General features: G+C 63.3%; 26 protein-coding genes. 14 read left to right on the top strand and 12 right to left on the bottom strand.

Annotated features, from left to right (window positions below):
- Nucleotides 1-22: 22 nt before the first annotated feature.
- Both GB927_RS26365 and GB927_RS26360 read left to right on the top strand, forming a co-directional pair.
- Nucleotides 23-988 (top strand): Gfo/Idh/MocA family protein, encoded by a 966-nt coding sequence (locus GB927_RS26365; RefSeq protein WP_256120202.1) that lies wholly within the window; start codon nt 23-25, stop codon nt 986-988.
- 26 nt (nt 989-1,014) lie between these two features.
- Entirely contained in the window at nt 1,015-1,899 is an 885-nt protein-coding gene (locus GB927_RS26360) for a sugar phosphate isomerase/epimerase family protein (protein ID WP_256120201.1), read from the top strand.
- 301 nt (nt 1,900-2,200) lie between these two features.
- Here GB927_RS26360 and GB927_RS26355 read toward each other — a convergent pair whose 3' ends face one another.
- A complete protein-coding gene (locus GB927_RS26355; RefSeq protein ID WP_256120200.1) occupies nt 2,201-3,130 on the bottom strand; it encodes a LysR family transcriptional regulator in 930 nt (309 codons plus the stop codon).
- 97 nt (nt 3,131-3,227) lie between these two features.
- Between GB927_RS26355 and GB927_RS26350 the strand changes: the two genes are divergently transcribed.
- On the top strand, nt 3,228-3,548 hold the full coding sequence (locus GB927_RS26350) for a nuclear transport factor 2 family protein (RefSeq protein WP_256120199.1): 321 nt from the start codon (nt 3,228-3,230) through the stop codon (nt 3,546-3,548).
- Nucleotides 3,548-4,327, top strand: a complete 780-nt coding sequence (locus GB927_RS26345; RefSeq protein WP_256120198.1) for an SDR family oxidoreductase — start codon at nt 3,548-3,550, stop codon at nt 4,325-4,327. Before GB927_RS26350 ends, GB927_RS26345 begins: the two co-directional genes overlap by 1 nt.
- Nucleotides 4,328-4,371: 44 nt before the next feature.
- On the opposite strand, the gene GB927_RS26340 is transcribed toward GB927_RS26345, so the two are convergent.
- Complete coding sequence (locus tag GB927_RS26340; RefSeq protein ID WP_369431727.1) at nt 4,372-4,677, bottom strand: hypothetical protein; 306 nt, start codon at nt 4,675-4,677, stop codon at nt 4,372-4,374.
- A 370-nt stretch (nt 4,678-5,047) separates the two neighbouring features.
- Between GB927_RS26340 and GB927_RS26335 the strand changes: the two genes are divergently transcribed.
- Both GB927_RS26335 and GB927_RS26330 read left to right on the top strand, forming a co-directional pair.
- Nucleotides 5,048-6,217 (top strand): ATP-grasp domain-containing protein, encoded by a 1,170-nt coding sequence (locus GB927_RS26335; protein ID WP_256120197.1) that lies wholly within the window; start codon nt 5,048-5,050, stop codon nt 6,215-6,217.
- 4 nt (nt 6,218-6,221) lie between these two features.
- On the top strand, nt 6,222-6,956 hold the full coding sequence (locus tag GB927_RS26330; protein ID WP_256120196.1) for an esterase family protein: 735 nt from the start codon (nt 6,222-6,224) through the stop codon (nt 6,954-6,956).
- Between the two features lie 36 nt (nt 6,957-6,992).
- Here the strand turns inward: GB927_RS26330 and GB927_RS26325 are convergent, their stop codons facing one another.
- Complete coding sequence (locus GB927_RS26325) at nt 6,993-7,190, bottom strand: SGNH/GDSL hydrolase family protein (RefSeq protein WP_256120195.1); 198 nt, start codon at nt 7,188-7,190, stop codon at nt 6,993-6,995.
- A 364-nt stretch (nt 7,191-7,554) separates the two neighbouring features.
- On the opposite strand from GB927_RS26325, the gene GB927_RS26320 reads away from it, so the two are divergent.
- From GB927_RS26320 to GB927_RS26295, 6 genes are all read left to right on the top strand, one after another.
- Nucleotides 7,555-8,466: a LysR substrate-binding domain-containing protein gene (locus tag GB927_RS26320; protein WP_256120194.1), complete on the top strand. Its 912-nt coding sequence runs from the start codon at nt 7,555-7,557 to the stop codon at nt 8,464-8,466.
- 206 nt (nt 8,467-8,672) lie between these two features.
- Nucleotides 8,673-9,443 carry an ABC transporter ATP-binding protein gene (locus tag GB927_RS26315; protein WP_256120193.1) on the top strand — a complete coding sequence of 257 codons (771 nt, stop codon included), beginning with the start codon at nt 8,673-8,675 and terminating at the stop codon, nt 9,441-9,443.
- A gap of 53 nt (nt 9,444-9,496) precedes the next feature.
- Nucleotides 9,497-10,261 (top strand): transporter substrate-binding domain-containing protein, encoded by a 765-nt coding sequence (locus GB927_RS26310; protein WP_256120192.1) that lies wholly within the window; start codon nt 9,497-9,499, stop codon nt 10,259-10,261.
- A 5-nt stretch (nt 10,262-10,266) separates the two neighbouring features.
- Nucleotides 10,267-10,956, top strand: coding sequence for an ABC transporter permease (locus GB927_RS26305; protein WP_256120191.1), 690 nt, complete (start codon nt 10,267-10,269; stop codon nt 10,954-10,956).
- Nucleotides 10,953-11,645, top strand: coding sequence for an ABC transporter permease (locus tag GB927_RS26300; protein ID WP_256120190.1), 693 nt, complete (start codon nt 10,953-10,955; stop codon nt 11,643-11,645). The genes GB927_RS26305 and GB927_RS26300 overlap by 4 nt, the downstream gene beginning before the upstream one ends.
- A 65-nt stretch (nt 11,646-11,710) precedes the next feature.
- Complete coding sequence (locus GB927_RS26295; protein WP_256120189.1) at nt 11,711-12,673, top strand: arginase family protein; 963 nt, start codon at nt 11,711-11,713, stop codon at nt 12,671-12,673.
- Between the two features lie 32 nt (nt 12,674-12,705).
- On the opposite strand, the gene GB927_RS26290 is transcribed toward GB927_RS26295, so the two are convergent.
- Genes GB927_RS26290 through GB927_RS26270 form a run of 5 tightly spaced genes read right to left on the bottom strand, consistent with a single transcriptional unit; the run spans nt 12,706 to nt 17,901 of the window.
- A complete protein-coding gene (locus tag GB927_RS26290) occupies nt 12,706-13,455 on the bottom strand; it encodes an ABC transporter ATP-binding protein (protein ID WP_256120188.1) in 750 nt (249 codons plus the stop codon).
- Nucleotides 13,452-14,285, bottom strand: a complete 834-nt coding sequence (locus GB927_RS26285; protein WP_256120187.1) for an ABC transporter ATP-binding protein — start codon at nt 14,283-14,285, stop codon at nt 13,452-13,454. Before GB927_RS26285 ends, GB927_RS26290 begins: the two co-directional genes overlap by 4 nt.
- Nucleotides 14,282-15,199 carry a nickel transporter permease gene (gene nikC / locus GB927_RS26280; protein ID WP_256120186.1) on the bottom strand — a complete coding sequence of 306 codons (918 nt, stop codon included), beginning with the start codon at nt 15,197-15,199 and terminating at the stop codon, nt 14,282-14,284. Before nikC ends, GB927_RS26285 begins: the two co-directional genes overlap by 4 nt.
- On the bottom strand, nt 15,196-16,257 hold the full coding sequence (locus GB927_RS26275) for an ABC transporter permease (protein ID WP_256120185.1): 1,062 nt from the start codon (nt 16,255-16,257) through the stop codon (nt 15,196-15,198). Before GB927_RS26275 ends, nikC begins: the two co-directional genes overlap by 4 nt.
- Nucleotides 16,258-16,269: 12 nt before the next feature.
- Entirely contained in the window at nt 16,270-17,901 is a 1,632-nt protein-coding gene (locus GB927_RS26270) for an ABC transporter substrate-binding protein (protein ID WP_256120184.1), read from the bottom strand.
- A gap of 292 nt (nt 17,902-18,193) precedes the next feature.
- Here GB927_RS26270 and GB927_RS26265 point away from each other — a divergent pair, with 292 nt between their 5' ends.
- Nucleotides 18,194-18,355, top strand: coding sequence for a hypothetical protein (locus GB927_RS26265; protein ID WP_256120183.1), 162 nt, complete (start codon nt 18,194-18,196; stop codon nt 18,353-18,355).
- Between the two features lie 119 nt (nt 18,356-18,474).
- On the opposite strand, the gene GB927_RS26260 is transcribed toward GB927_RS26265, so the two are convergent.
- Nucleotides 18,475-19,041, bottom strand: coding sequence for a cysteine hydrolase family protein (locus GB927_RS26260; protein ID WP_256120182.1), 567 nt, complete (start codon nt 19,039-19,041; stop codon nt 18,475-18,477).
- A gap of 111 nt (nt 19,042-19,152) precedes the next feature.
- On the opposite strand from GB927_RS26260, the gene GB927_RS26255 reads away from it, so the two are divergent.
- Complete coding sequence (locus GB927_RS26255) at nt 19,153-19,593, top strand: Lrp/AsnC family transcriptional regulator (RefSeq protein WP_256120181.1); 441 nt, start codon at nt 19,153-19,155, stop codon at nt 19,591-19,593.
- A gap of 25 nt (nt 19,594-19,618) precedes the next feature.
- Here the strand turns inward: GB927_RS26255 and GB927_RS26250 are convergent, their stop codons facing one another.
- The 3 genes from GB927_RS26250 to GB927_RS26240 form a co-directional block, all read right to left on the bottom strand.
- Nucleotides 19,619-20,017 (bottom strand): response regulator, encoded by a 399-nt coding sequence (locus GB927_RS26250; protein ID WP_256120180.1) that lies wholly within the window; start codon nt 20,015-20,017, stop codon nt 19,619-19,621.
- 196 nt (nt 20,018-20,213) lie between these two features.
- Nucleotides 20,214-21,686, bottom strand: a complete 1,473-nt coding sequence (locus tag GB927_RS26245; protein WP_256120179.1) for an FAD-dependent monooxygenase — start codon at nt 21,684-21,686, stop codon at nt 20,214-20,216.
- 9 nt (nt 21,687-21,695) lie between these two features.
- Nucleotides 21,696-23,231, bottom strand: coding sequence for a S41 family peptidase (locus tag GB927_RS26240; RefSeq protein WP_256120178.1), 1,536 nt, complete (start codon nt 23,229-23,231; stop codon nt 21,696-21,698).
- Nucleotides 23,232-23,312: the final 81 nt, after the last annotated feature.

Genomic DNA, 23,312 nt, shown 5'->3' with positions numbered 1-23,312 from the left:
GGAAGAACTTGGATGGTCGGTCATGGGCACCGGCACCATTGCAACCGAGCACATGGTGGCGGCGATCCGTTCGGTTGGGCATCAGCCCCTGTGGGTCGTCAGTCGGAACCGGCAGTATGCGACACACTTCTCGCAGGACATGCAGATAGCCGGCATCGCCGTTGATGCGCGGCCGACCCTTCGCGATCCGCGCGTCCAATATGCTTATGTGAGCGCCGCGCGGGACCGTCGCAAGCACTATATCCTCGCCGCAGCAGCGGCGCGAAAACACGTCCTGTGCGACGGCCCGATTGCCGGCAACAGCCGTATCGCGGCAAACTTGGCCGAAGAATGCAGGAAGGCCGGCATCCTCCTGGCCCTCAACCAGCCATTCCGCACCCTCTCGCCCCACCAGACCATGCGTCGGCTTCTGCAGGATGGCGAGATCGGCACGTTGCAGTCGCTTCTCATCGCGCGGGGCGCACCGTTTCAGCTCCCGCCCAACCGTCACATCGACGAGGCAGTGGATCGCGGCGGCGCCCTTCTTGAAATGTCCGTCGATAGCATCGATCTGGCACGATTTCTCACCGGTCAGGAACCAGCGGCGGTGACTGCCCTTTCTTCCGTGCCGGCCAGCCCCGACGGCGACCAGATATCCTACGCGATCCGTCTGTCCAGTGGAGCGCTCTTTCAATCCTACGAGAGTTTCACGACTGCGGAGTTCGAAAGTATCGTCATGCTCGCCGGCGATCGCGGCACGCTCACTGCGCATGGAACCCTCAGCGGCAGAGGGTCCGGTGCCCTGGTGCGCCGCCTGAACGGCCGGAACGAGCTTATTCCGGTGCGCGAACGCGACCAGCACATGACCACGATCGAGGCCTTCCTCGCCCTGCCCCAGAGCTCAGGCACATGGATGTCGCTTGCGGAAGACAATGTCATCGCTCTGCGCACTGCCGAAGCCGTCCAGGCAGCGGCACGCAGGCGCCACATTTCTGTCAGCAGCCCGTAATGAACGAATAGAGGAGGCCGGTGGCCATGACCAGAACCCAGAACCAACTCATCTTTCATTCGATGGCATCCAAATCGAACACCCTGGCCATCGACATCGAAATCGCCCGTACTATCGGGTTCGATGGCCTTGAAACCTCCGGCAACAAGATCGGCGCATTTCTCGATGCCGGCTTCACCGTGCCGGAGTTGAAGGCGCGCCTCGACGGCCTTTTCCTCCCCGGCATCGGCTTTCTGATCGATCTGGAACGACAGGGCGACGCCCGTCGGCAGATGCTGCGCGAAGCCGAACAACTTTGCGTGTTGGCCTCCGCGGCGGGCGCGAAAGGGATTGAAGCCATCACCGGCCCTTTGGATATCCGCGTTTTCGAGCCGGGCGCCGCGGAGCGCTATCCACATCTCTACCGCGGCCTGATCGACCTACCAACGGGTATCCAGACCGAACAAACGGCCGCCAACCTTCAGGCCGTGGCCGACATCGCCGCCTCCCACGGATTACTCGTCTATCTAGAGTCTCTGTCGTGGACGCCGCTCAACACCCTGGATGCGCAACAGCGGATCCTCGACTTGTGCAAGCGGGACAATGTGCGGATCGTCATCGACTTTTGGCACTCCTATACCTCGGGTGATACGCCGGAGCGGATCGCACGACTGGACAAGGACCTGATATACGGTGTGCACCTCTGCGATTCCCTGCCCTATACCGGCGGCATACCGAACGAACCGGTGCTGCGCGACATCCCCACCGGACAGGGCGTCCTCGATCTTCAAAGCTGGGTAGATGCCGTGAAATCGACAGGCTATACCGGCTGGTGGAGCTGCGAACTGTTCTGCACCCAACAGCACCAGGACAACAGCTTTGCCGTGGCGCGCGATCTGAAAGCCCTCATGGAGCGCCTGATTCCGGCATGACCGATGGGTTCGTCGACCCGCTTGCCAGAGATCGGGTCGCCCTTGCCATGGCCGTGTCGAACCGGGGAAGCCTCTGCGGCAAAATGGGTGCGAAGCCATGCCGGAACGCTATATCGCACCGTGCGGATTATGAACAAAAAATACGAAATAAAGCACGCCACATCGCTCTATTATAATGGCGGATAATCCCTTTTACCGGGCCATTCTTTTGCAAGGCCCGGCTTTAAAACGGGCAGGTCCGCTCTGCATCTTCGCATCTGCCGGCAACGGCAACTGATCACCATGCTTTGCAGTCTTAAGGTTATTGCATACGCCTGTTCCGGCGCTTTGCGACACTTTTCCCCGCCACCTCACGCGCTAAGGCGAGAAAAGCCTTAACGCCGGCGGATAGATTTCGGCGGCCGGGATAATACAGGCAGAGCCCCGGAAAGGGCGGCGTCCAATCCTCCAGCACGCGGACCAGACGGCCTGCCTCTATATCGGCGAGGACGCCTTGCTCCATGAAGCAACCAATGCCGATATTCTCCATGACGGCGGTTCGCGCGAGGCTTACTTCGTCGAGCATGATAGGCCCCCGCACGTCGATCTGAACCGTCTCCCCGTCCTTCTCGAAACGCCATCGGAAAAGCGCGCCGTCCGGCAAGCGCACACGGATGCATTTGTGGCCGAGAAGGTCCGGTGGGACACGCGGTTTTCCGTTGTGCCTGAAATAGTCGGGAGACCCGACGATAGCATATCGCTGCGGGCGGCCGAGTGGGACGGCGATCATGTCGCTGGGAACCAGGCCGGCAACCCGCACGCCTAGATCAAAACCATCGGCAACGATATCGATCAACCGCCCTTCGGTCACCAGGTCGACGTTCATGTCCGGATAGCGACGAAGAAATTCGATGACGAGCGGCGAGATGATTTCGCGCGCGGCAAACGGAGCGGCATTGATCCGTATCGTCCCCGAGGGCGTCTCCCGTTGGGATCGCACCATATCCAATGCGCCATGGATATCCTGAAGTGCAGGCCCCACCCGTTCCACGAACAGCCTGCCGGCATCGGTCAGCGAGACGCTGCGCGTCGTGCGATTGAACAGGCGCACGCCAAGATTTGCCTCGAGCTTTCCGATGGCATGGCTCAGCGCGGTCGTGGACATCCCGAGATCGATGGCGGCCGCTCGAAACGTTCTCCTGCGCGCAATTGCGATGACGGCATTCAGGTCGTTCAGGCCAGCGCGCTCCATTGTCCCGATTCGTTCAATTAGTCATCCCGTTTTATCCCACTTATTCATACAATCGTCGAGCCTTATCTAGGAGGAACATACAGATGAGGAAGAAGCGATGGATATGCCTGACGTTGTGAAAGCCTATTTCGACGCCGACAGGCGCAACGACCCGGATGCCCTGGCTGCGGTGTTCTCCGCGAGCGCCGTGGTTAACGACGAGGGCTCCCGCCATGAAGGTGTGGGCGCAATCCGTAGCTGGTGGGTGGCAGCAAAGGAAAAGTACCGTCACGTCGCCGAGCCCATCGAGACGAAAGGTGCGGGTGACAACGTTTCCGTCCGTGCGACGGTGACGGGACAATTTCCCAACAGCCCCGTGACGCTCGATTTTTCCTTCACCGTCAAGGACGACAGGATCGTCGGACTGGAGATTGGCTGATGACCGGATTTCTCACGTTGAAAGGCAAACGCGCCCTCATCACCGCGGGAACGAAGGGCGCTGGCGCCGCCACCGTGGAACTGTTCCGGGAGCTCGGTGCGCAGGTGCTCACGACCGCCCGCGCCCGGCCCGAGGCCCTGCCTGAAGAGCTCTTCATTGCGGCCGATCTCACCACCGAGGAAGGTTGTGCCGCCGTGGCCCACGCCGTGCGTGAGCGGCTTGGCGGCGTCGACATCATCGTGCATATGCTCGGCGGCTCCTCGGCGCCGGGCGGCGGCTTTTCGGCGCTGACCGATGCCGAGTGGCACAAGGAGCTATATCTCAATCTCTTCCCTGCCATCCGGCTTGATCGGCAGCTTGTTCCGGAAATGGTCGCTCAGGGATGTGGCGTCGTGATCCATGTCTCTTCCATCCAGAGGGTCCTCCCCCTGCCGGAGTCGACGACTGCCTATGCGGCGGCGAAGGCCGCGCTTTCGACCTACAGCAAGGCCCTGTCGAAAGAGGTGTCTCCCAAGGGCGTGCGCGTGGCGCGGGTGTCGCCGGGCTGGATCGAGACCGAGGCGGCGGTGCGTCTGGCCGAACGCCTGGCAGAGCAGGCCGGCACCGACTATGAGGGCGGCAAGAAGATCATCATGGATGCGCTCGGCGGCATTCCGATGGGCCGGCCGGCAAAGCCGCACGAAGTCGCCAACCTCATCGCCTTCCTTGCCTCCGACCGAGCTTCGGCGATAACGGGGACGGAATACATCATCGATGGCGGAACCGTGCCGACAGTATAGGCGCAACCCGCCGAGGGGCAGGACGCAGCCTGGAAAAAATCAGTTCAGGCCGTCTTCCCATGCGTTTGGCGGTGGATAATCGCCCTCCAGCGTGCAACCGGCACCAAAGCTGCGACAAACAACAGGAGCGCCGCAGCGAGCAGCAGCGCCGAACCCGGCCGCTCCAACAGCACCAGCGCATCACCGCGCGACAAAAGCATGGTGCGGCGAAAATACTCCTCCATCATTGGCCCGAGTACGAAACCGATGAGCTGCGGCGCGGGCTCGAAACGGTCGAGCCGCACCCAGAGGCCGATCAGCGGAATGTTCAGCTCCAGCAGGAAGACATTGCCGATGAGGAAGCTGACCACCAGGAGGCCCCAGAAGAGGCGCAGATGCTCCTCGACGATGCGCGGGCCGGGATGCCGACCAGCGTGCGGCAGAAAGAGGCGATCGCCGTCATGACGAGCGCGACGCCCGCCCAGCCCACGCCCGCAGCCCGAAGTACAACCACGCCGCCGTGCCGGCCGTCTGCCACCGCATCATGGTGCATGCGAGCCTTCGCGCCGGCGCCGAAGGACGCGCGCGTCTGCGCCGGATCGAGGCCGTCAACGCGGCGATCGGTAGCCTTTAGGCGGGCCGGACAAAACGGTTTTGCGCTGCGATTGTGGCGCCAAACCCCACTTTTCTCTCATTTCGACCTCGACTAATATTCCCTTTCACCTCCCGGAGCAGTTCCTCGTGAAATTCGTGTTCTTCTCTCCGCACTTTCCCGCCAACAATGCCGACTTCTGCGATCGCCTCCGGCAGGCCGGCGCCACGATCCTGGGGATCGGCGACGCGCCCTTCGACCGCCTCGCCCCGAAGCTCAAGAACGCCCTCAGCGAATATTACCGCATCGCGGACATGGAGAATGCCGAGCAGGTGCTGCGCGCCATGGGCCATTTCATCCATCGCTGGGGCCGCATCGAACGGTTCGAATCACTCAACGAGCACTGGCTGGAGCAGGACGCGGCGATTCGCACTGATTTCAACATTCCCGGCATCCGCAGCGATTTCATCGAGAACCTTAAGCAGAAGTCGAAGATGAGCGCCTTCTTCAAGAAGGCCGGCGTCGAGACGATCCGCCAGCACGGCTATGTCGACCGGGCCGGCGTGGAGGCCTTCATCGCCGAGGTCGGCTATCCCATCGTAATCAAGCCGGACCAGGGCTCGGGCGCCAGCAACACGCTGAAGATCAGCGACAAGGCGGATCTCGACGCCTTCGAGGCGGCGAAAAAGCCCGGCGTGCGTTATGTCGCCGAACAGTTCATCGACGGCATCATCCTGACCTATGACGGGCTGGTGAACCGCGACGGCGAGATCGTCTTCGCCGCCAGCCACCGTTTCGAGCAGAGCATCATGGGCGTGGTCAACGCCGATTCGCACCTCAACTACTATTGCCTGCCCTTCGTCGATCCCGCGGTACAAAAGGCCGGCCGCGCCGCCGTCAAGGCCTTCGGCATCCGCGAAAAGTTCTTCCATATCGAGTTCTTCCAGACCCGCTCGGACGGGCGCATCGTGGCGCTGGAGGTCAACATGCGCCCGCCCGGCGCCTGGATGACCGACGCCATCAACTACTCCTACGATATGGACGTCTATCGCGAATGGGCCGGCATGGTCGTCAACAACAAGGTCGCCGGCCCCTTCACGGGGCGCTACTATACCGGCTATGCCAGCCGCAAGAATCACATTCGCTACGTCAACGACCACGGGGCGATTCTGGCGGCCCATGGCAAGAAGATCGTGCATTGCGCGCCGATCGAGGATGTGTTCAGCCGGGCTATGGGCAATTTCGCCTATCAGTTCCGTTCGGAAGATTTTGAAGAGGTGAAAGCCATCGTGCGCTTCATCCAGGATGTGGAGCGTTAATACGGTGCAGGTCGACTATCAGAAGCGCTTCAGCCATCACCTCGGGCGGGAGATGGAGTTCAAGACCTACGGCCATGCCGGCCGGCCGGTGCTCGTCTTCCCCACATCCAACGGACGCTTCTACCAGTACGAGGATTCAGGCGGCGTCAACGCGCTCGCCGATCGCATTAACGCCGGCGAAATCCGGCTCTGGACCGCCGACGGCATCGACGGCGAGAGCTTCTTTTCCAACGGCCACGACCTTCCGGCCCGCATCGCCCGCCACGAATCCTATTTCCGCTACATCAACGACGAATTGCTGCCGGAGATCCTTGCCGCCGGCGGCGGCTTGCCGATCCTGTCGGGCTGTTCGATGGGCGCCTTCCACGCCAGCAACTTCCTGTTCCGCTTCCCCGACCGCGCCGCCGGCGTCATCGCGCTGAGTGGCGTCTACTCCACTCGGCATTTCTTCGGCGATGCACTGGACGGCCAGATCTACTTCAACTCGCCGGTGAACTATCTCGCAGGAATGCCCGAAGGCGATCTCCTCGACCGGATCCGCTCGCGCCGCCTCTTCTTCTGCTGCGGCCAGGGCGCCTGGGAGGAGCAGATGATCGAGGACACCCGTCACCTGGAGGCCGTGTTGCGCGAGAAGGGCATTCCCGCCTGGGTCGATTTCTGGGGGCCGGACGCGAGCCACGACTGGCCGTGGTGGCATAAGCAGATCGCGTATTTCTTCGGCAAGTGGCTGGAAATGTAAGCCACTCCGGCAGGGGAGGTGCCGGAGTGGCTTTGCTCAGAACAACGCCGCGACCTTGTCGGCGATCGCGTGTCCGAGCGTGATGTTGGTCTCGGCGGAGAAGTGGATGCCATCCACGCCGTCGGTCGAGACGTGGTCTCCGGCCGACAGGTACTCGACCTTCATGAAATCGGCGAGCGCCTTAGACTTTTCATAGCCGTCGCCGAACATGCCCTCGAACCAGAGGTCCGGCATGGGGCAAGCGGCGATGGGGTGCCGGATAGGGCGCGCCGACGCCGACCACGAGTTTGCCTATGCCGTCTGCTGCTTCTCCTCCTTCATCCCGGCCAGCATCTGTACGGCGCTGTACGATCTCGTCCGAGAAGAAATCCCACCATCGACGAAATCGTCGGCAAGACCTATGCTGCCCCCAAGGCAGTCGGCGCGGCAAGCCTGCCGTTCAGCTCACGCTTCATGGTGAAATGAGGCCGCGGGGTTCCCCTCGTCGCGCCCAACTGCATGTTGGTGTTGCCGTGAAGCGCGTTGCGCGGTCTCAGAACTGCGCGTATCGTCGCGCGCAATATCCTCCTTCACATGTTCGTTGATTCCGTTGGCCGACTTGCGCAACCTTCCCCTGCCGACGCTGCGAACATTCGAGGCGGCCGCGCGCCATCAGAGCCTTGCCAAGGCGGCGGCCGAGCTTCACCTGACCGACAGCGCGGTCAGCCATCAGATCCGCCGCCTGGAAGAGGCGCTCGGCTGCGATCTCTTCGCCAAGGCCGGACGTGGCGTGGCGCTGACGGATGCTGGCCGCATCCTCGCAAAGACGGTGTCCGCCGCACTTCAGGAAATCCTCGCCGCCACGATGCGCCTCTCCGACGCGAGCCAGGTCGGCGGGCGGCTCGACGTCGCGTGTCCGCCCATGTTCGCCAATACCTGGCTTGCCCGGCACATCAGCGATTTCTGCCAGGACCATCCCTCGATCGAATGCCACATCCGCCTGGTCGAGAACCAGCGCGTGCACGAGCTCGGCGACATCGATGTCGGCATCTCCTTTGGCCCGGGTGGCTGGGCGGATCGCTGGTCCGCGCTTCTTGCGCATGTGAATGTCACACCGGTTTGCAGCCCGCTGCTGTTCGAGCGCATCGGCGGCTCGATCACCCAACCAGCCGATCTCCGCCACTGCCTGCTGCTGCACTGGGACGACGGGTCCGAATGGCGGCGCTGGTTTTCCGAAGCAGGCGAGCCCGATCTCGCCCAGCAGGCCCGTCATCTCTATTGCAGCGACCTCGGCATGGCGATCGACCTTGCGATCCACGGCACCGGCGTCGCGCTGGTGAGCGACACGCTGTCGGCGTCAGACCTCAAGCGCGGCGTGCTGATCAAACCCTTCTCCTTTTCCATCGACGCCTTCGGCGGCTGGCATGTGGTCTGCAACAATGCGAGCCTCGGCCGATCCGTGACACGGCTTTTCCTGCGCTGGCTGCTTGCACGCTTCGGTCGCGATGCCTCCTGGGAAACTCTTCCCTGACGGGTCTCGCCCCCCGCGAAAGCTGACGGCAAATCATAAATTATTCCATCGACTTCACGGCTGCGCCTGACGCGGCTGAGGGATACATGATTTCACATCATGTATCGGGTGAAGAATCGTCATTTGCGCAAAATGCAGCCATGTCCCTAGATGGCAAAAGAATTGAGCAGAAGAGCGGTTCGAGCCGCCTCGCCAAGAGGGATCCGATGCTGAAACTCAGCGCGACAGACATTCACAAGTCCTATGGGACGCATGAGGTGCTGAAGGGCGTTTCGCTCCAGGCGAAAGCCGGCGACGTCATCAGCGTCATCGGTGCCAGCGGCTCCGGCAAGAGCACGTTCCTGCGCTGCATCAACTTCCTGGAGCGCCCGAGTACCGGCACCGTCGCCATCAACGGCGAGGTGCTGGCGACGGTCAAGGATCGCGACGGCATGCTGCGGGCGAATGACCGGCACCAGTTGCGCCGCATGCGCAGCCGGCTTGCCATGGTCTTCCAGAATTTCTGCCTGTGGTCGCACATGTCGGTGCTGTCGAATGTCGCCGAGGCGCCGGTGAGCGTGCTCGGCCTTTCGCGCAAGGACGCAATCGAGCGGGCAAAGGCCAACCTGGCGAAGGTCGGCCTCAACCACGAGGTCCTGGAGAAATACCCTTCCCACCTTTCCGGCGGCCAGCAGCAGCGCGTGGCGATCGCGCGTGCCCTCAGCATGAACCCGGACGTGATGCTCTTCGACGAGCCGACCTCGGCGCTCGATCCGGAGCTCGTCAGCGAGGTCCTGCGCGTCATGCAGGCGCTTGCGGAGGAAGGGCGCACGATGATCGTCGTCACCCACGAGATGGGCTTTGCGCGCCATGCCTCCAGCCGCGTCGTCTACCTCCACCAGGGACGGGTGGAGGAGGAAGGCACGCCGGACGCCATCTTCACCGAGGCGAAGAGCCCGCGGTTGCAGCAGTTCCTGGCCGGCCGGCTCCAGCACTAAACGCCGGCGATCCCCAAAATCCAGACGATAACCAAACCCGAGAGGACGGAACAATGAAGGCTATTCTCAAATCCCTGTGCGCCACCATGATCGTGGCCGCGACCCTGACGACGGCACAGGCCGCCGAGACGCTGGATATCGCTACCGACGCCACGTTCCCGCCGTTCGAATATATCGATTCCGAAGGCAAGCTCGTCGGCTACGACATCGAGCTGATGCAGGCCGTCTGCGAGGCCGCGCAACTCGACTGCAACATCTTCAACGCCGCCTGGGACGGCATGATCCCGGGGCTGATCGACGGCAAGTACGACGCGCTGATCTCGCAGCTCACCGTCACCGAGAAGCGCCGGCAGGTCATTGCGTTCAGCGATATCTACGACCGCCCGATCTTCCGTTTCGTCGCCAAGAAGGGTGCTGCGCTCGACATCACGCCCGAAGGGCTCGCCGGCAAGACGATCGCCGTGCAGACCGGCACGCCGATGGACGCCTATGTCACCAGCCACTACCCGACGGCGACCATCACGCGCTACGACACCGGCAGCGCGCCCTATCTGGAGCTTACGGCCGGCCGCGCCGACCTGCATATCAGCTACCAGGCTCAGGTCATCCATGGCTTCCTGAACAGCGATGCGGGCAAGGATTTCGAGCTCGTCGGGCCGCAATTGACCGGCGCGGACGCCAAGGAGTTCGGCGAAGGGGTGGCAATTGCCATCAACAAGAAGAACGAGGCCCTCGTCGAGAGCGTCAACAAGGGGCTCGCCATCATCCGCGAAAACGGCAAGCTCGACGCCATCAACGCCAAATATTTCGGTCAATGACCGGAATGGTCGCCGCATTCACCGCGACGATCCTGGCAGCGGGGTCGACGACCCTGCTGCTGGCCGTGGCCTCGCTCGTTGTGGCGACAATCCTCGGCATGGGGGCCGCCTTCGCCAAGCTCTCCGGCAACCGGCTGCTCAGGACGATCGCCTCGGCCTACACCTTCGTGGTGCGCGGCATTCCCGACCTCGTCGTCATGCTGCTGATCTATTACAGCCTGCCGGCCCTGCTCAACCAGTGGATCGACGCGATGGGCATCGACGCGCGCGTCGAGTTTCCTCCGATCGTCGCCGGCATCGCCACGCTCGGGCTGATCTTCGGCGCCTATATGACGGAGACGTTCAAGACGGCGTTGCAGAACATTCCCAAGGGACAGATCGAGGCCGCCATCGCCTACGGCCTGACGCGGCGGCGCATGTTCGTCTGTATCATCCTGCCGCAGCTCATCCGTCTCGCCCTGCCCGGCTTCACCAACAACTGGCTGGTCCTCGCCAAGGCGACGGCGCTGGTCTCGCTGATCGGGCTGCAGGACGTGATGTTTCGCGCGAAGGGCGCCGCGGAGGCGACCGGCATGCCCTTCACCTTCTATCTCATCGCTGCCGGGTTCTATCTGTTCGTGACGGTCTTCTCCCTCATCCTTCTGGCGCTGCTGGCGCGCCGCTTCGAGATCGGCCTTCGGGAGCTTGCGCCATGAACTGGGACGTCATCGCCGAAAACCTCCCGCTTTACGCCGAAGGGGCAAAGCTGACGCTGCTTCTCGCGGTCGTTTCGCTGGCCCTGTCCTTCGTGCTCGCCGTGCCGCTGGCCTTCCTGCGCAACGGCCGGGTTCCGGCGGTGCGCTATGCCGTCCTCGGCTATACGCTGGTCTTCCGCGGCACGCCGCTGCTCGTGCAGCTGTTCCTCGTCTATTTCGGTCTTGCCCAGTTCGAGCTCATCCGGGCCAGCGTGTTCTGGCCGTGGCTTTCGAGCCCGATGGTCTGCGTGCTTCTCACCTTCGTGCTCAACACGACCGCCTACAGCACGGAAATCTTCGCGGGCGGGCTGCGTCACATTCCGGTGGGCGAGATCGAGGCGGCGCGGGCCTATGGCATGTCGCGCCGGGCGCAGGCTTTTCGCATCCTCATTCCCGGCATGCTGACCCGGTCGCTGCCGCTCTACGGCAACGAGATGATCATGATGCTGCACGCAACAGCGCTCGCCAGCACCGTGACGCTGCTTGAGACGACCGGCGTCGCGCGCCGGATCACCCTCAACTATTACATCCAGTTCGAGCCCTATGTGACGGCCGCCGCGATCTACCTCACACTGACATTCGTGCTGGTTTCCGGCTTCCAGCTCATCCAGCGGCGCTGGGCCGGCTATCTCGAAAGCCGGATCGGCTGATCGCCGCCACCCCCATCCATCCAGAGCATTTTCCGGCTGAACGCCGCAACACAGGAGGACCATCCATGAATGAAAAGCCCGATCTCGGCGCGCTCTTCGGCGCGGCTGCCGAAACCGCGACCTTCCTCGGCCTTGCGGCCTGCGACAACCTCGATGCGCTGTCCGCGCCGGTGGCGCTGATCGGCGCGCCCTGCGCCACGCCCTATGCCTCCGTCGGCGCCTATTGCCGCAATGCGCCGGATGCCTTGCGCAAGGCGACGGGAGCGCTTACCGCCAATGTCGACCGCCACGACTTCGATCACGGCGGCCCCGTCTTCCCCGCTCCGCACCTGCGGCCGGTCGATTGCGGCAACCTGCCCTTCGACGAGGCCGACACTGCCGGTAACCGTGCGCGGATTGCTGAGGCTGTCAGCAAGGTGCGGGCGCGGGGCGCCGTGCCGGTGCTCGTCGGCGGTGACGATTCCATCCCGATCCCGATGATCGAGGCGATCGGCGCTTCGGCCGGCGACCAGAAATTCACGATCCTGCAGATCGACGCCCATATCGACTGGCGCGAAATCCACATGGGCGAGCGCCTAGGCCTCTCCTCCACCATGCGGCGCGCATCGGAAATGCCGCATGTCGAGCGGATCATCCAGGTCGGCGCGCGCGGCATCGGCTCGGCGGCAACCAGCGACTACGAAGACGCGCTCGCCTGGGGCGTCACATTCGTGACCGCATACGAGCTGCACCGGCAGGGCGTCGGCGCCGTGCTCGATCTCATCCCGGAAGGCAGCAACATCATCATCTGCATCGACGCAGATGCGCTCGACCCGTCGATCGTTCCGGGCGTCATCGGCCGCGCGCCGGGAGGCCTCAGCTATTACCAGGCCGTCGATCTCATCAAGGGTGCCGCCGGGCGCGGCCGGATTGCGGCCATGGATTTCGTCGAGTTCATGCCGGAACGGGACGTCGACGGCATCGGCGCGCTGACCTTCGCCCGCCTGATCACGACGGCGCTCGGCGTTCTCGTCCGCCAGGCGGCATAACCAACGGCCTGCCGGTACGCCCGGCAGGCCCCTCAAACGTCGCGCCGAAAACCTTCGCTGGCGGCGAGCAGGCCGCGGGTGTAATCCTGCGTCACCTCGCGCGCCGCGAGATCCGCGGCCGTGAGCTGTTCCACCGTGCGGCCGTTCTGCATGACCATCAGGCGGTCGCACATGTGGGTAATGACGGCGAGGTCGTGGCTGACCATGACGAAGGTGAGATTGCGCGCGGCGCGTAGCTGTTCGAGCAGGTTCAGCACCTCGGCCTGCACCGAGGCATCGAGCGCCGACGTCGGTTCGTCCAGCAGCAGGATGGAGGGTTCGAGGATCAGCGCGCGGGCGATCGCCACGCGCTGGCGCTGGCCGCCGGAAAGCTGGTGCGAATAGCGGAAGCGGAAACCGGAGCCGAGCCCCACCTCGTCCAGCGCCCGCACGATGCGGTCTTCGGCATCGTCGAAGCCGTGGATTGCGAGGGGTTCGAGCAGGAGCCGGTCCACCGTCTGGCGCGGGTGCAGCGAGCCATAGGGGTCCTGAAAGACCATCTGGACCTTGCGATAGAAGGCCTTGTCGCGTTTGCTGCCGAGGACCTTGCCGTCGACCGCGATGGTGCCGGCGGAAGCGGGCGCAAGGCCGGCGACCGCGCGCAGCAGCGTCGACTTGCCGGAGCCGGATTCACCCACCAGCCCGAAGGAACCACCGGGCGCAACCGACAGGCTCACATCCTCCAGCGCCACGAAATCGTCGAAGGCCACGCCAAGCCCGTCGATGGCGAGAGCCGGCGTCATGTTCTCCACTCCGGCCTGCGGTCGAGCACCGGCAGCGGGTGCCGGTCGGCGCCGATCTCGGGCATGCAGTTGAGCAGGCCGCGGGTATAGGGGTGCTGGGCTTCGGAAAGCCTTGCCGCCGGCAATTCCTCCACGATGCGGCCGGCATACATGACGATAACGCGGTCGCAAAAGGAGGAGACGAGCCGCAGGTCATGCGAGATGAAGATCAGGCCCATGCCGCGATCGGCGACCAGCCGGTTGAGTATCGCGAGGACGTCGAGCTGCACCGTCACGTCGAGCGCCGAGGTCGGCTCGTCAGCGATCAGGAGTTCGGGGCCGGCAATCAGCATCATGGCGATCATCGCGCGCTGGCCCATGCCACCGGAAACCTCATGCGGATAAAGATCGAAGACGCGCTCGGGATCGCGGATCTGCACGGCCGCGAGCATGTCGAGTGCGCGTTTGCGCGCCTCCGCCCGCCCAACCCGCTCATGCGTGCGGAGCGTCTCGACGATCTGGCGGCCGATGGTCATGACCGGGTTTAGCGAGTATTTCGGATCCTGCAAAATCATCGCGATGCGCTTGCCGCGCAGCGCCCGTCGCTCGGCTTTCGAGGCCTTGAGAAGGTCGATGCCGCTGAATTCCAAGCGTTTCGCATCGATCACGCCGTGCTCGGCGGTGAGCCCCATGATGGCGCGTCCGGTTTGCGACTTGCCGGAGCCGGATTCGCCGACGATGCCGAGCCGCTCGCGTCCGAGCGTGAAGGAGACGCCGCGCACGGCCTCGATGACGCCGGTGCGGGTCGGAAAGGAAACGCGCAGATCCTCAACCTCGAGCAACGCACTCATTGGCCGCTCCCGCGCGGATCGAGCGCATCGCGAAGGCCGTCGCCGAGCAGATTGAAGCCGAGGCTGACGACGAGGATGGCAAAGCCCGGTGCAGCGGCGACCCACCATTGATCGAGGATGAAGCGGCGGCCGGAGGCGATCATCGCGCCCCATTCGGGCAGCGGCGGCTGCGCGCCGAGACCGAGGAAGCCAAGGCCGGCGGCGGTGAGGATGATGCCCGCCATGTCGAGCGTCACGCGCACGATGAGCGAGGAAATGCAGAGCGGCATGATATGGCGCAGCACGATGCGCCAGGGCGAGGCGCCCATCAGCTGCACCGCCAGAATATAGTCCGAGTTGCGCACCGTCAGGGTCTCCGCCCGCGCGATGCGCGCATAGGGGGGCCAGGAGGTGATGGCGATGGCGATGATCGCATTGCCGATGCCCGGCCCGAGTGCGGCGACGAAGGCGAGCGCCAGCACGAGCTTGGGAAAGGCGAGGAAGATATCGGTGATGCGCATCAGCACCGCATCCACCCAGCCGCCGGCATAGCCGGCGACCGTGCCGACCAGAAGGCCGATGGGCGCCGCGATGACCGCCACCAGCAGCACGACCTGCAAGGTGAGGCGCGAACCGTAAATGAGGCGCGAGAGGATGTCGCGGCCCTGGTCGTCCGTGCCGAGCCAATGCGCCGGCCCCGGCGTCATCAGGCGGGACTTGGCGAGATCGCCGACATAGGGCGAATGGGGGGCAAGCAGCGGCGCAAAGATGGCGAGAAAGACCATGCCGAGGATGATCAGCAGGCCGACGACGGCGAGCCGATTGGCGGTGAAACGCCGCCAGGCGACATAGGCACGGCCGAGCCGGGCTTGCAGGCGCGATTGCGGCCGGTCGGTCAGGAGCCATTCTCGGCGGGTCATTGCGGTCTCGCTCATCGTGTCCTCGTTCTCGGGTCGAGCATGCGGTAGAGCACGTCGGACAAAAGGTTGATGGCGATGAAGACGGAGCCGATCACGATGGTGCCGCCCAGCACCGCGTTCATGTCGGCATTTTGCAGCGAATTGGTGATGTAGAGGCCGAGCCCCGGCCAGGCGAAGACGGTTTCCGTCAAGACAGAACCCTCCAGCAGGCCGGCATAGGAGAGCGCGATGACGGTGACGAGCGGCACTGCCGCATTGCGCAGCGCATGGCCCCAGATGATCCGGGTTTCCGACAGGCCCTTGGCGCGCGCGGCGACGATATATTCCTGACCAAGCTCGTTCAGCATGAAGGAGCGCGTCATGCGGCTGATATAGGCCATGGAGAAATAGCCGAGCAGCGAGGCCGGCAGGATGATGTGCGAGACGATGTCACGCAACGCGGCCCAGTCGCCGGTAATGATCGCGTCGAGCAGGAAGAAGCCGGTGACGGGCGTGAACGTATATTCGAACACCACATCCATGCGTCCGGGGCCGGAGGTCCAACCGAGGCGGGCGTAGAAGACGAGCAGCGCCAGCAGGCCCAGCCAGAAGATCGGCACGGAATAGCCGATGAGGCCGACGATGCGCACCACCTGGTCGATGAGGCTGCCGCGCTTGACGGCGGCAAGCACGCCGAGCGGGATGCCGAAAAACGCGCCGATGAGCGTGCCGACCGTGGCAAGCTCCATGGTTGCCGGGAAAACGCGACGGATGTCGGCCATGACGGGATTCGTGGTGAGCACCGAGGTGCCGAAATCACCCCGAAGCACGCCGGTCATATAGAGCCAGAACTGCTGGTAGTATGGCAGGTCGAGCCCCATTTCCTGCCGAACGCGCTCGATCACATGGGCCGGCGCCCGGTCGCCGACGATCGCCAGCACCGGATCGATCGGCACGACGCGGCCGATGAAGAAGGTGACCGCGAGCAGGCCGAGATAGGTGGTGGCGACCACCACGAGGAAGCCCGCCACCGATTTCAGCCGTGCAGAAGCGCGCCGTTTGGCGCGCCCTGCCGGCTTTCGCATTTCAGCCATGCTCAAGGAAGGTTATTCCTTGGAGACAGGCGCGAGCGGGTTGGAATCGAAACTCGGCCCCAGCTTATAGCCCTTGACCTTGCCGCGCACGCCCGCCACCTCGATCTGCTGGAAGATCATCACGAAGGGGCTGGTCTCCAGCGCCTGCTGCTGGAGCTTTTCATACATTGCCGCACGCTTGGCGTTGTCACGCTCCAGAAGGGCCGCCTTGGATTCGGCGGTCAGCTCCGGAATATCCCAGGCGTTGCGCCAGGCGAGCGTCTTGACCGATGCATCGTCGCCATTGTCCGGGTTGGAGGTGAAGGCTTCGCCATTCGAGTTCGGATCCCAGTAGTCCATGCCCCACTGGCCGATATAGAGATCGTGATTGCGGGCGCGATACTTGGTCAACGTCTGCTTACCATCGCCCGGGATGATCTCGATCTTCACGCCTGCCTGCCCGGCCGTCTGCTGGAAGGATTCGGCAATGCCCGTCACAGGCTGCGTGTTGCGCACGTCGAAGGTAACGGAGAAGCCGTCCTTCAGGCCCACCTTCTCCAGAAGTTCCTTGGCCTTCGCGACGTCGAATTTGTAGGGGCTCGCATCGAGCGCACCGAGCACGCCCTTCGCCTGGTAGGTCTGGCGGATTTCGCCGATGCCCTTGATGAGCGTCGCTCCGATCGCGTCATAATCGACAAGATACTTGAAGGCCTCGCGAACCTCGGGCTTGGCGAGATTCTCGTTCTTCTGGTTGAGGCTGATGTAATAGACCGTGCCCTTCGGCGCGCTGGCGGTCGTGAGGTCCGCGTTCTTCGACACGGCCTCCAGGTCGCCCGGCTCCAGGTTGCGGGCCACATCGACGTCGCCGGCCTCCAGCATCAGGCGCTGCGTGGCGCTTTCCTTGACGTGGCGGTAGATGACGCGGGTCAGCGCGGGCTTTTCGCCATAATAATTGTCGTTGCGCTCCAGCACGACGATTTCGTTGGCGCGCCAGTCGCGGATCTTGAACGGTCCGGAGCCGGCATAGTTGGTCTTGAGCCAGCCATAGCCGAAATCGGTGTCGTATTTGTATTCATCGCTCGGCGTCTTGGCCTCGGCGTGTTCCATCACCAGCTTCTTGTCGAGCACGGCGCCGACGGTGGCGGTCAGGCAGTTCAACACGAAGCTCGGCGCATAGGACTTGTCGACGGTGAAGACGAAGGTGTTTTCGTCGACCGCCTTGGCCTTTTCCGTCACGTTGTCGCCCGTCAGGCCGAACTGGGTGAGGATGAAGGCGGGGCTCTTGTCGAGCTTGACGACGCGCTCGAAGGACCAGGCGACATCCTCGGCGGTGATCGGGTTGCCGGAGGCGAACTTGATGCCCGGCTTCAGCTTGAACGTATAGGTGAGGCCGTCGTCGGAGACGGTCCAACTGTCGGCAATGCCGCCTTTGACCTTCGTCGTGTCGGCGATGTCGAGGCGCACCAGCATGTCATAGGCGTTGCCGATGAATTCCGCCGGCGACAGTTCGAAGGATTCGGCCGGGTCGAGCGTGATCGTATCGTCGATCGCCCAGGCCTGGACCAGCGTATCCGCCGGCGTTTCCGCGAAGGCCGGTGCCGTGCCGCCGCAGACGAGCAGCAGCGAGAAGGCCGCGCCGGCAAGCAGCGGACGCATGCGGTTCATTGTCTTTTCCCTGTTCATTGGCGTTCCCCGTTTCTGACAATAGACCTTCGCCATCCGCCTGGACGGACGTCATTATCGTAAGTCAATCATACTATTGACGGCAAAGACAAGGGCTAAACGGACAGTCGAGGCCGCGGTCGAAAACCAATCGGCAAGTCCGGCGCGGCATTATAGCTCGACGACAGCCCCGGTTGGACTTGTGGGAATGGCGCACAGGCACCATATATGCGAAGAGGAACAGAGCGCGTCGCGCACGGCGTTACCGCCTTCCTAACCCCCAAGGAGAAAATCCATGAGCAATATGAATGACGCGTCTGCGTCAGCGAAGGGCTATGACGTGAAGACACTCGCGAAAAAGCATCGCATCAGCGTCGAGGACGCCACCAAGATCGTGGCTCAGTTCGGCTCGGACCGCAAAGCCTGCGACAAGGCTGCGCGCCGCATCGCCGTCTGACGTTTACGTCCAGTTCGCTCCCGGTTCTCGTCCAAGGGGATCATCCCCTTGCATGAGAAACAGCTCCCGGGAGCGGTCCGGCCTGCCATTTCGACTGGGTTCCGCCCGTCGCGGCGCGCCTACGGCAAAACCAACGACAGTGCATCGCCCGTTCTCAAAACCGTAGCAAACTCCTGCCGCAGCGTCGCGACATGGGCGCGATGCACGTCCCGCGCGGCAATCGTCCCGCCCTCCCCGTCCGGCAGGTCGAAACAGTCGCAGGCATCTTCAATGAGAACGATCCTATAACCCAGGTTCGCGCCCACGCGGACGCTGGTCGACACGCACATATCGGTCGAAATCCCGAAAAGCACGACCGTGTCCGCGCCCATGCGGCGCAGGCGAAGGTCGAGATCGGTGCCGATGAAGGCGGCATTGACGCTTTTCGTCACCAGGGGTTCGCCGGCCTGCGGCTCGAAGCCCGGGCGAAAGGCATTGCCCGGCCGTTCCGGCCGCAGCGTGGAATTCGGTTCGACGCTGTCATGGCGAACATGGATAATGGCCCTCCCCGTGGCACGCCACGCGCCGAGCAAGGCAAGGCCGTTCTCATCCGCCTTGCCGTTCCAACGTTGCGGCCACGCGGTCTCATCGAACGCCCGCTGCATGTCGATCGGGATCAGCACGGCGGATTGCGGTATGGTCGGCATCGATATCTCTCCTTCAAACGATGACCGACGCTAGTTGCTTTTTCGTCCGCTTTCGCGCAGCAAGGTGACGGATGACCGGACACTCGTCCGGCCGGAGGAAGAGTTATCCGGATGAACGATTTGGACGAGAAGGACAGGCTGCTCCTGGGGGCGCTACGCGCCGACGCCCGCATGAGCCTTATCGAGCTTACGCGCCATGTCGGCCTTTCCCGCAGCGCGGTGCACGAACGCATCCGCCGGCTGGAGGCAAACGGCGTGATCGCCGGCTACACCGTGAAACTCGGTACGGAGAGGGAACGACCGGGTGTCGAGGCGCTCGTCGCGATCGGCTTCCAGCCGGGCCGCAACTGCGATCATATCGTGCCGCATCTCAGCGGAATCCCGAACGTCGTGACATGCTGGTCGCTCGCCGGCCCCACGGACTTGATGCTGCTCATCGAATGCGCCTCGAACGCCGAACTTGACACCATACGCCGCCAGATCGCAACAACGCCCGGCATCGCGACCGTACAGACGCACGTATCGCTACGCACCCATTTCGACCGCCGCTGACCTGCCCGGTCACGTTTAGCTGCTGCTACCGCGCCTGCCGGTGCAGGATCGCGCTGGTCACTGCGATCTGGCAGTCGAGTTCGGCAATGATATCATCAAGGCTGTAGGGCTTCGAGAAGAACCGAGCACGAGCCGACATATGCCCTTCCTTCAGATCATTCCCGCCTGAGACAACGATTTGGGCGGCGGTCGGCCGGCACTGGCTGAACAGCTCGAGCAAATCAAGGCCGCTCAAACCGCCCGGCAAATCCACATCCGTCACAAGGCCATCTATATGCGGAAATTTTCCCATAAGGCCAATCGCCTCCAAGACGCTGGAAGCAGCGAGCACAAGATAACCTTCATCTTGCAATGCCTCAATCAGAACAAGCCGGATCAGCGGCTCGTCCTCCACGACGAGGATGGTATGCTGGTCGGTGGGCATGGCTGTCTCCAGTCCGAGTTCTTTCGCGCAACAACGCGCATCCCCCGAGTTTTTACCCATCCCCGAAAATGAGTGTTTGCAAACAAATTTAATAAAATATGAACTTGCGAACGAGTCATCGCATTGCCGAAAGCACGATCGGGGCTGGGGATCTGGATAAATCGGCCAGGCCGGCCAACATTCTCGCAGCCTCATACTATTCGATCGCGGGTTCGCCGAACCAGGTTCTCAGTGCATCATCGAGACCTGTAATGCTTCCGTCTCCCACCCAGGCGACGTGCCCGTCGGGCCGGATCAGCACGGCGGTGGGAGTCTGTACCACGCCGATCACGGGAAGATCGCACACCCCTTCGAATTTCGCGTCGATCAGCTTGACGCGATCTGTCCAGCCGGCGATGCCGAGAGTGTTGGGCTCTCCGAGATTGAGCAGCACCGGCCGCGCATCGTGCAGAAGGGTGAAAACCCGAGTCGGCCCGTCGGCCGTGAGAATATCAAGATCGGGCATGCGGCGGCCGAGCAGCGGGTGGCCTTTGCCGAGGTCGTAGCGAATGTCGAGGTCGGACATCATTGCGGAATACCAGAGGCGCGGCGCGTCCATCTGCATGACTTGCGCCATCATTTCGCGCAAGGCATTCGTTCGCTCGTCGCCGCGATTGAGCGCCGTGAGCGCCAGGGTCTGTTTGAGCAGGGCTGCTCCGACCGGATGCCGCTCGGCATGGTAGGTGTCGAGCAGGCTTTCCGAAGAAATGTCCTTGACCACCTGTGCCAGCTTCCAACCCAGATTGACGGCGTCCTGGAGGCCAATGTTCAGGCCCTGCCCGCCGACGGGAGAATGCACATGCGCGGCGTCACCGGCCAGCAACACGCGCCCCTCCCGGTAGGCGGCGGCCTGGCGCGCCGCATCGGTGAATCGCGACAGCCAGGTGATGTCGTGGACGCCGAAATCCGATCCGTAAGCGGCGATGAGCGCCCCGCGAAGCGCATCGATCGTGGGCTTGTCGCCCCGTTCGAGCCGTTGCTCGGTCACGACGCCGCGCACGCGTTTGCCGTCCTCCAGCCTTCCAAGGGCGTAAACACCTCTTTCGCCATACCGCATGCCAAGCGCCGGGTCGTCCGCCATATCGGCTTCGAAGATCAGGTAGCTGATGGCCGGATCCCATCCCGGGAAGTCGATGCCGGCCGTCTTGCGGACCAGGCTGCGGCCACCGTCGCAGCCGACGAGATATTTCGATCGCAATGTCCGTCCATCGTTTAACGCGACATCGACGCACGTATCATTCTGCACGAAGCCCGTTACGTCACAGCCGCGATAGGCCTCAACCGCCAGCTCGGACGCCCAGTCGGCGAGGCCGCGCTCGATCTTGGCCTGCCACAGCGCGAGCGTGTAGTTGTGACGGGTCGGCCGGTCGCTGGCGTCGAGAACGGCGCCGGCAAACAGCACGACGCCGTGTTTTTCTCCCTGCGACAGGAAGCGGTCGGCGATGCCACGCTGGTCGAGCAGTTCGATCGATCGCGGATGCAACCCGCTCGCGCGCGAGCCCTCGACGTCCTGGTTTATGCGCCGCTCAACAATGGCGACATCCACGCCCGCCAATGCCAGTTCACCCGCCAACATCAGCCCCGTCGGGCCACCTCCGGCGATGACGACGTCATGTTCGGATGAATACATGTCGAACACCTACGGAACCGGCTGGGCCAGGACAAGCCGCAAACCGGCGTCCTCCGGGCTGCCCCAGTCGCTCGGCTCGGGCGGGATGCTGAGATCGGGAACGAGATCCGCCTTGCCGGGAAGGAACTCGTAATAGCGTGTGGAGACGCCGACACTGAGACCCGAGTTCGGCAAAGTGAACCGTCGCACCTCCTGCCAGTTGTTGGGCGCCGCGCCGGCGGGTTCGCCGACCAGAATGACCTCCGTCGAGCGCTGGAAATCCACGGCATTCGTCATCGCCGCAGAGAATGTCTTGCGGCCGATCATCACGTAGAGAACGCCGCGCCGGTTGAGCCAGGGGCGGCGCTTTATCTCTTCGACGAAAATACGCCCGATATTGAAATCGCCGCCGTCATTGTCGCGCAGGTCGATGATCAGCCTGTGCGGGTGCTCCGCGTCCAGCCTTCGCAGCAGCGCCGCCATATTGTCGGCAAGACCATCATAGGATCGCCAGTTCACATAGACGCTGCCGTCAGCAAGCCGCTCACTCCAGAAGGCTTGCTCCTCGTTCCGTTGCCAGAGCGGCACATCCCCGCTCAGCGTGGCGTCTGCCCCCGTTTCGGTTGCCGCGGTCATGTCGAGAGACTTTTGCGTGCCGTCCTCAGTCTCTAAGTTGAACGTATAGGCCGGCCCCGCCCCCAGCCCGATCGCCCGAAGAACGTCCGGATTGGCCAGCAGAGCCGGCACGCCTGCGCGAAAGTGCCATTGAGTCTCCGCCTGCGGGATGTGAGCGCGAAGCCGCTCGGTGACGTCGCTGACAGCCACATTGTTGACAGCGATCAACTTGGCGCCGAGCGCGCTGCTTTGTGATCCGGAAATGCCCGTGACACGCAGCCCATCCTCGAACCAATAGAATTCAATAGGCAGGCGCGGCCGCCCATTTGAGAGAGCCACCGACGTATGTCCATCGCCGATCAGCGCCGCAAGCCTGCGAAATTCCACGGCGACCGCAGGACCGTCCAGCTTGGGAAGCGCGGCGCGCAATTCCGATGCCTGTTGCTCGAACTGCGCGCGCGACACCCGATGGAAGGGAGATGCATGCTCGGTGGTGAGGATTGTCACCAGCCGGTCGAGATCTTCCGTCCATTGGGCGGTCGTCAGGTCGAGCCGCTGTTCGGGAGGCCTGAAGAAGCTTTCAGCGTCCGCGGCGGTGCGATGCGCCGTGATTGTTCCGGGCTGGCCTGCAAGATCGAAGGCACCGGTGAGGTCGTCTCCGGCGATGTTCAAGGTCAGGGCGCCGCTTCCGCCCTGGCCCTGGAAGCGCCCGGCAATCGCGTTTCCGCCCGCTGCGTCGACCAGTTCGAACGTGGCGCCCGGGATCGACACCGTTCCGGTCACGGCCTCGCCCGATCTGTGCAACTCGATATGGATCGGAATCGCAGGTTGCGCGCCGAGGCTCGCCTCGCCGGCGAAGCGCTCGCCCGCGCCTTGTGCCATCGCAATGCCGCCTGCTGCGGCCGAGATCAGCAGGAAAATGAAGCCAAGGATGTTTTTGAAGCGGACCATATCTTATGCCTCAGCGGTTTTGCGGTTACGGCGCTGCTGGACGATTGCGGCGACGCCCTGCCCCTCACCGGTGCCGAGGCC

The sequence above is a fragment of the Shinella lacus genome, assembly GCF_010994755.1.
In the GTDB taxonomy this organism is placed as follows: Bacteria; Pseudomonadota; Alphaproteobacteria; order Rhizobiales; family Rhizobiaceae; genus Shinella; species Shinella lacus.
This window is presented reverse-complemented; position numbering and strand designations above follow the sequence as displayed.

Excerpts from the sequence above, each read along its gene's own strand:
- GB927_RS26365 (WP_256120202.1), top strand. The coding sequence starts at position 23 with ATGGGCACCGGCACCATTGCAACCGAGCACATGGTGGCGGCGATCCGT.
- GB927_RS26295 (WP_256120189.1), top strand. The coding sequence starts at position 11,711 with ATGAATGAAAAGCCCGATCTCGGCGCGCTCTTCGGCGCGGCTGCCGAA.
- GB927_RS26310 (WP_256120192.1), top strand. The coding sequence starts at position 9,497 with ATGAAGGCTATTCTCAAATCCCTGTGCGCCACCATGATCGTGGCCGCG.
- GB927_RS26290 (WP_256120188.1), bottom strand. The coding sequence starts at position 13,455 with ATGACGCCGGCTCTCGCCATCGACGGGCTTGGCGTGGCCTTCGACGAT.
- GB927_RS26245 (WP_256120179.1), bottom strand. The coding sequence starts at position 21,686 with ATGTATTCATCCGAACATGACGTCGTCATCGCCGGAGGTGGCCCGACG.
- GB927_RS26350 (WP_256120199.1), top strand. The coding sequence starts at position 3,228 with ATGGATATGCCTGACGTTGTGAAAGCCTATTTCGACGCCGACAGGCGC.
- nikC (WP_256120186.1), bottom strand. The coding sequence starts at position 15,199 with ATGAGCGAGACCGCAATGACCCGCCGAGAATGGCTCCTGACCGACCGG.
- GB927_RS26260 (WP_256120182.1), bottom strand. The coding sequence starts at position 19,041 with ATGCCGACCATACCGCAATCCGCCGTGCTGATCCCGATCGACATGCAG.
- GB927_RS26270 (WP_256120184.1), bottom strand. The coding sequence starts at position 17,901 with ATGAACCGCATGCGTCCGCTGCTTGCCGGCGCGGCCTTCTCGCTGCTG.
- GB927_RS26315 (WP_256120193.1), top strand. The coding sequence starts at position 8,673 with ATGCTGAAACTCAGCGCGACAGACATTCACAAGTCCTATGGGACGCAT.
- GB927_RS26240 (WP_256120178.1), bottom strand. The coding sequence starts at position 23,231 with ATGGTCCGCTTCAAAAACATCCTTGGCTTCATTTTCCTGCTGATCTCG.
- GB927_RS26250 (WP_256120180.1), bottom strand. The coding sequence starts at position 20,017 with ATGCCCACCGACCAGCATACCATCCTCGTCGTGGAGGACGAGCCGCTG.
- GB927_RS26360 (WP_256120201.1), top strand. The coding sequence starts at position 1,015 with ATGACCAGAACCCAGAACCAACTCATCTTTCATTCGATGGCATCCAAA.
- GB927_RS26305 (WP_256120191.1), top strand. The coding sequence starts at position 10,267 with ATGGTCGCCGCATTCACCGCGACGATCCTGGCAGCGGGGTCGACGACC.
- GB927_RS26300 (WP_256120190.1), top strand. The coding sequence starts at position 10,953 with ATGAACTGGGACGTCATCGCCGAAAACCTCCCGCTTTACGCCGAAGGG.
- GB927_RS26285 (WP_256120187.1), bottom strand. The coding sequence starts at position 14,285 with ATGAGTGCGTTGCTCGAGGTTGAGGATCTGCGCGTTTCCTTTCCGACC.
- GB927_RS26325 (WP_256120195.1), bottom strand. The coding sequence starts at position 7,190 with ATGCCGGACCTCTGGTTCGAGGGCATGTTCGGCGACGGCTATGAAAAG.
- GB927_RS26345 (WP_256120198.1), top strand. The coding sequence starts at position 3,548 with ATGACCGGATTTCTCACGTTGAAAGGCAAACGCGCCCTCATCACCGCG.
- GB927_RS26355 (WP_256120200.1), bottom strand. The coding sequence starts at position 3,130 with ATGGAGCGCGCTGGCCTGAACGACCTGAATGCCGTCATCGCAATTGCG.
- GB927_RS26275 (WP_256120185.1), bottom strand. The coding sequence starts at position 16,257 with ATGGCTGAAATGCGAAAGCCGGCAGGGCGCGCCAAACGGCGCGCTTCT.
- GB927_RS26265 (WP_256120183.1), top strand. The coding sequence starts at position 18,194 with ATGAGCAATATGAATGACGCGTCTGCGTCAGCGAAGGGCTATGACGTG.
- GB927_RS26255 (WP_256120181.1), top strand. The coding sequence starts at position 19,153 with ATGAACGATTTGGACGAGAAGGACAGGCTGCTCCTGGGGGCGCTACGC.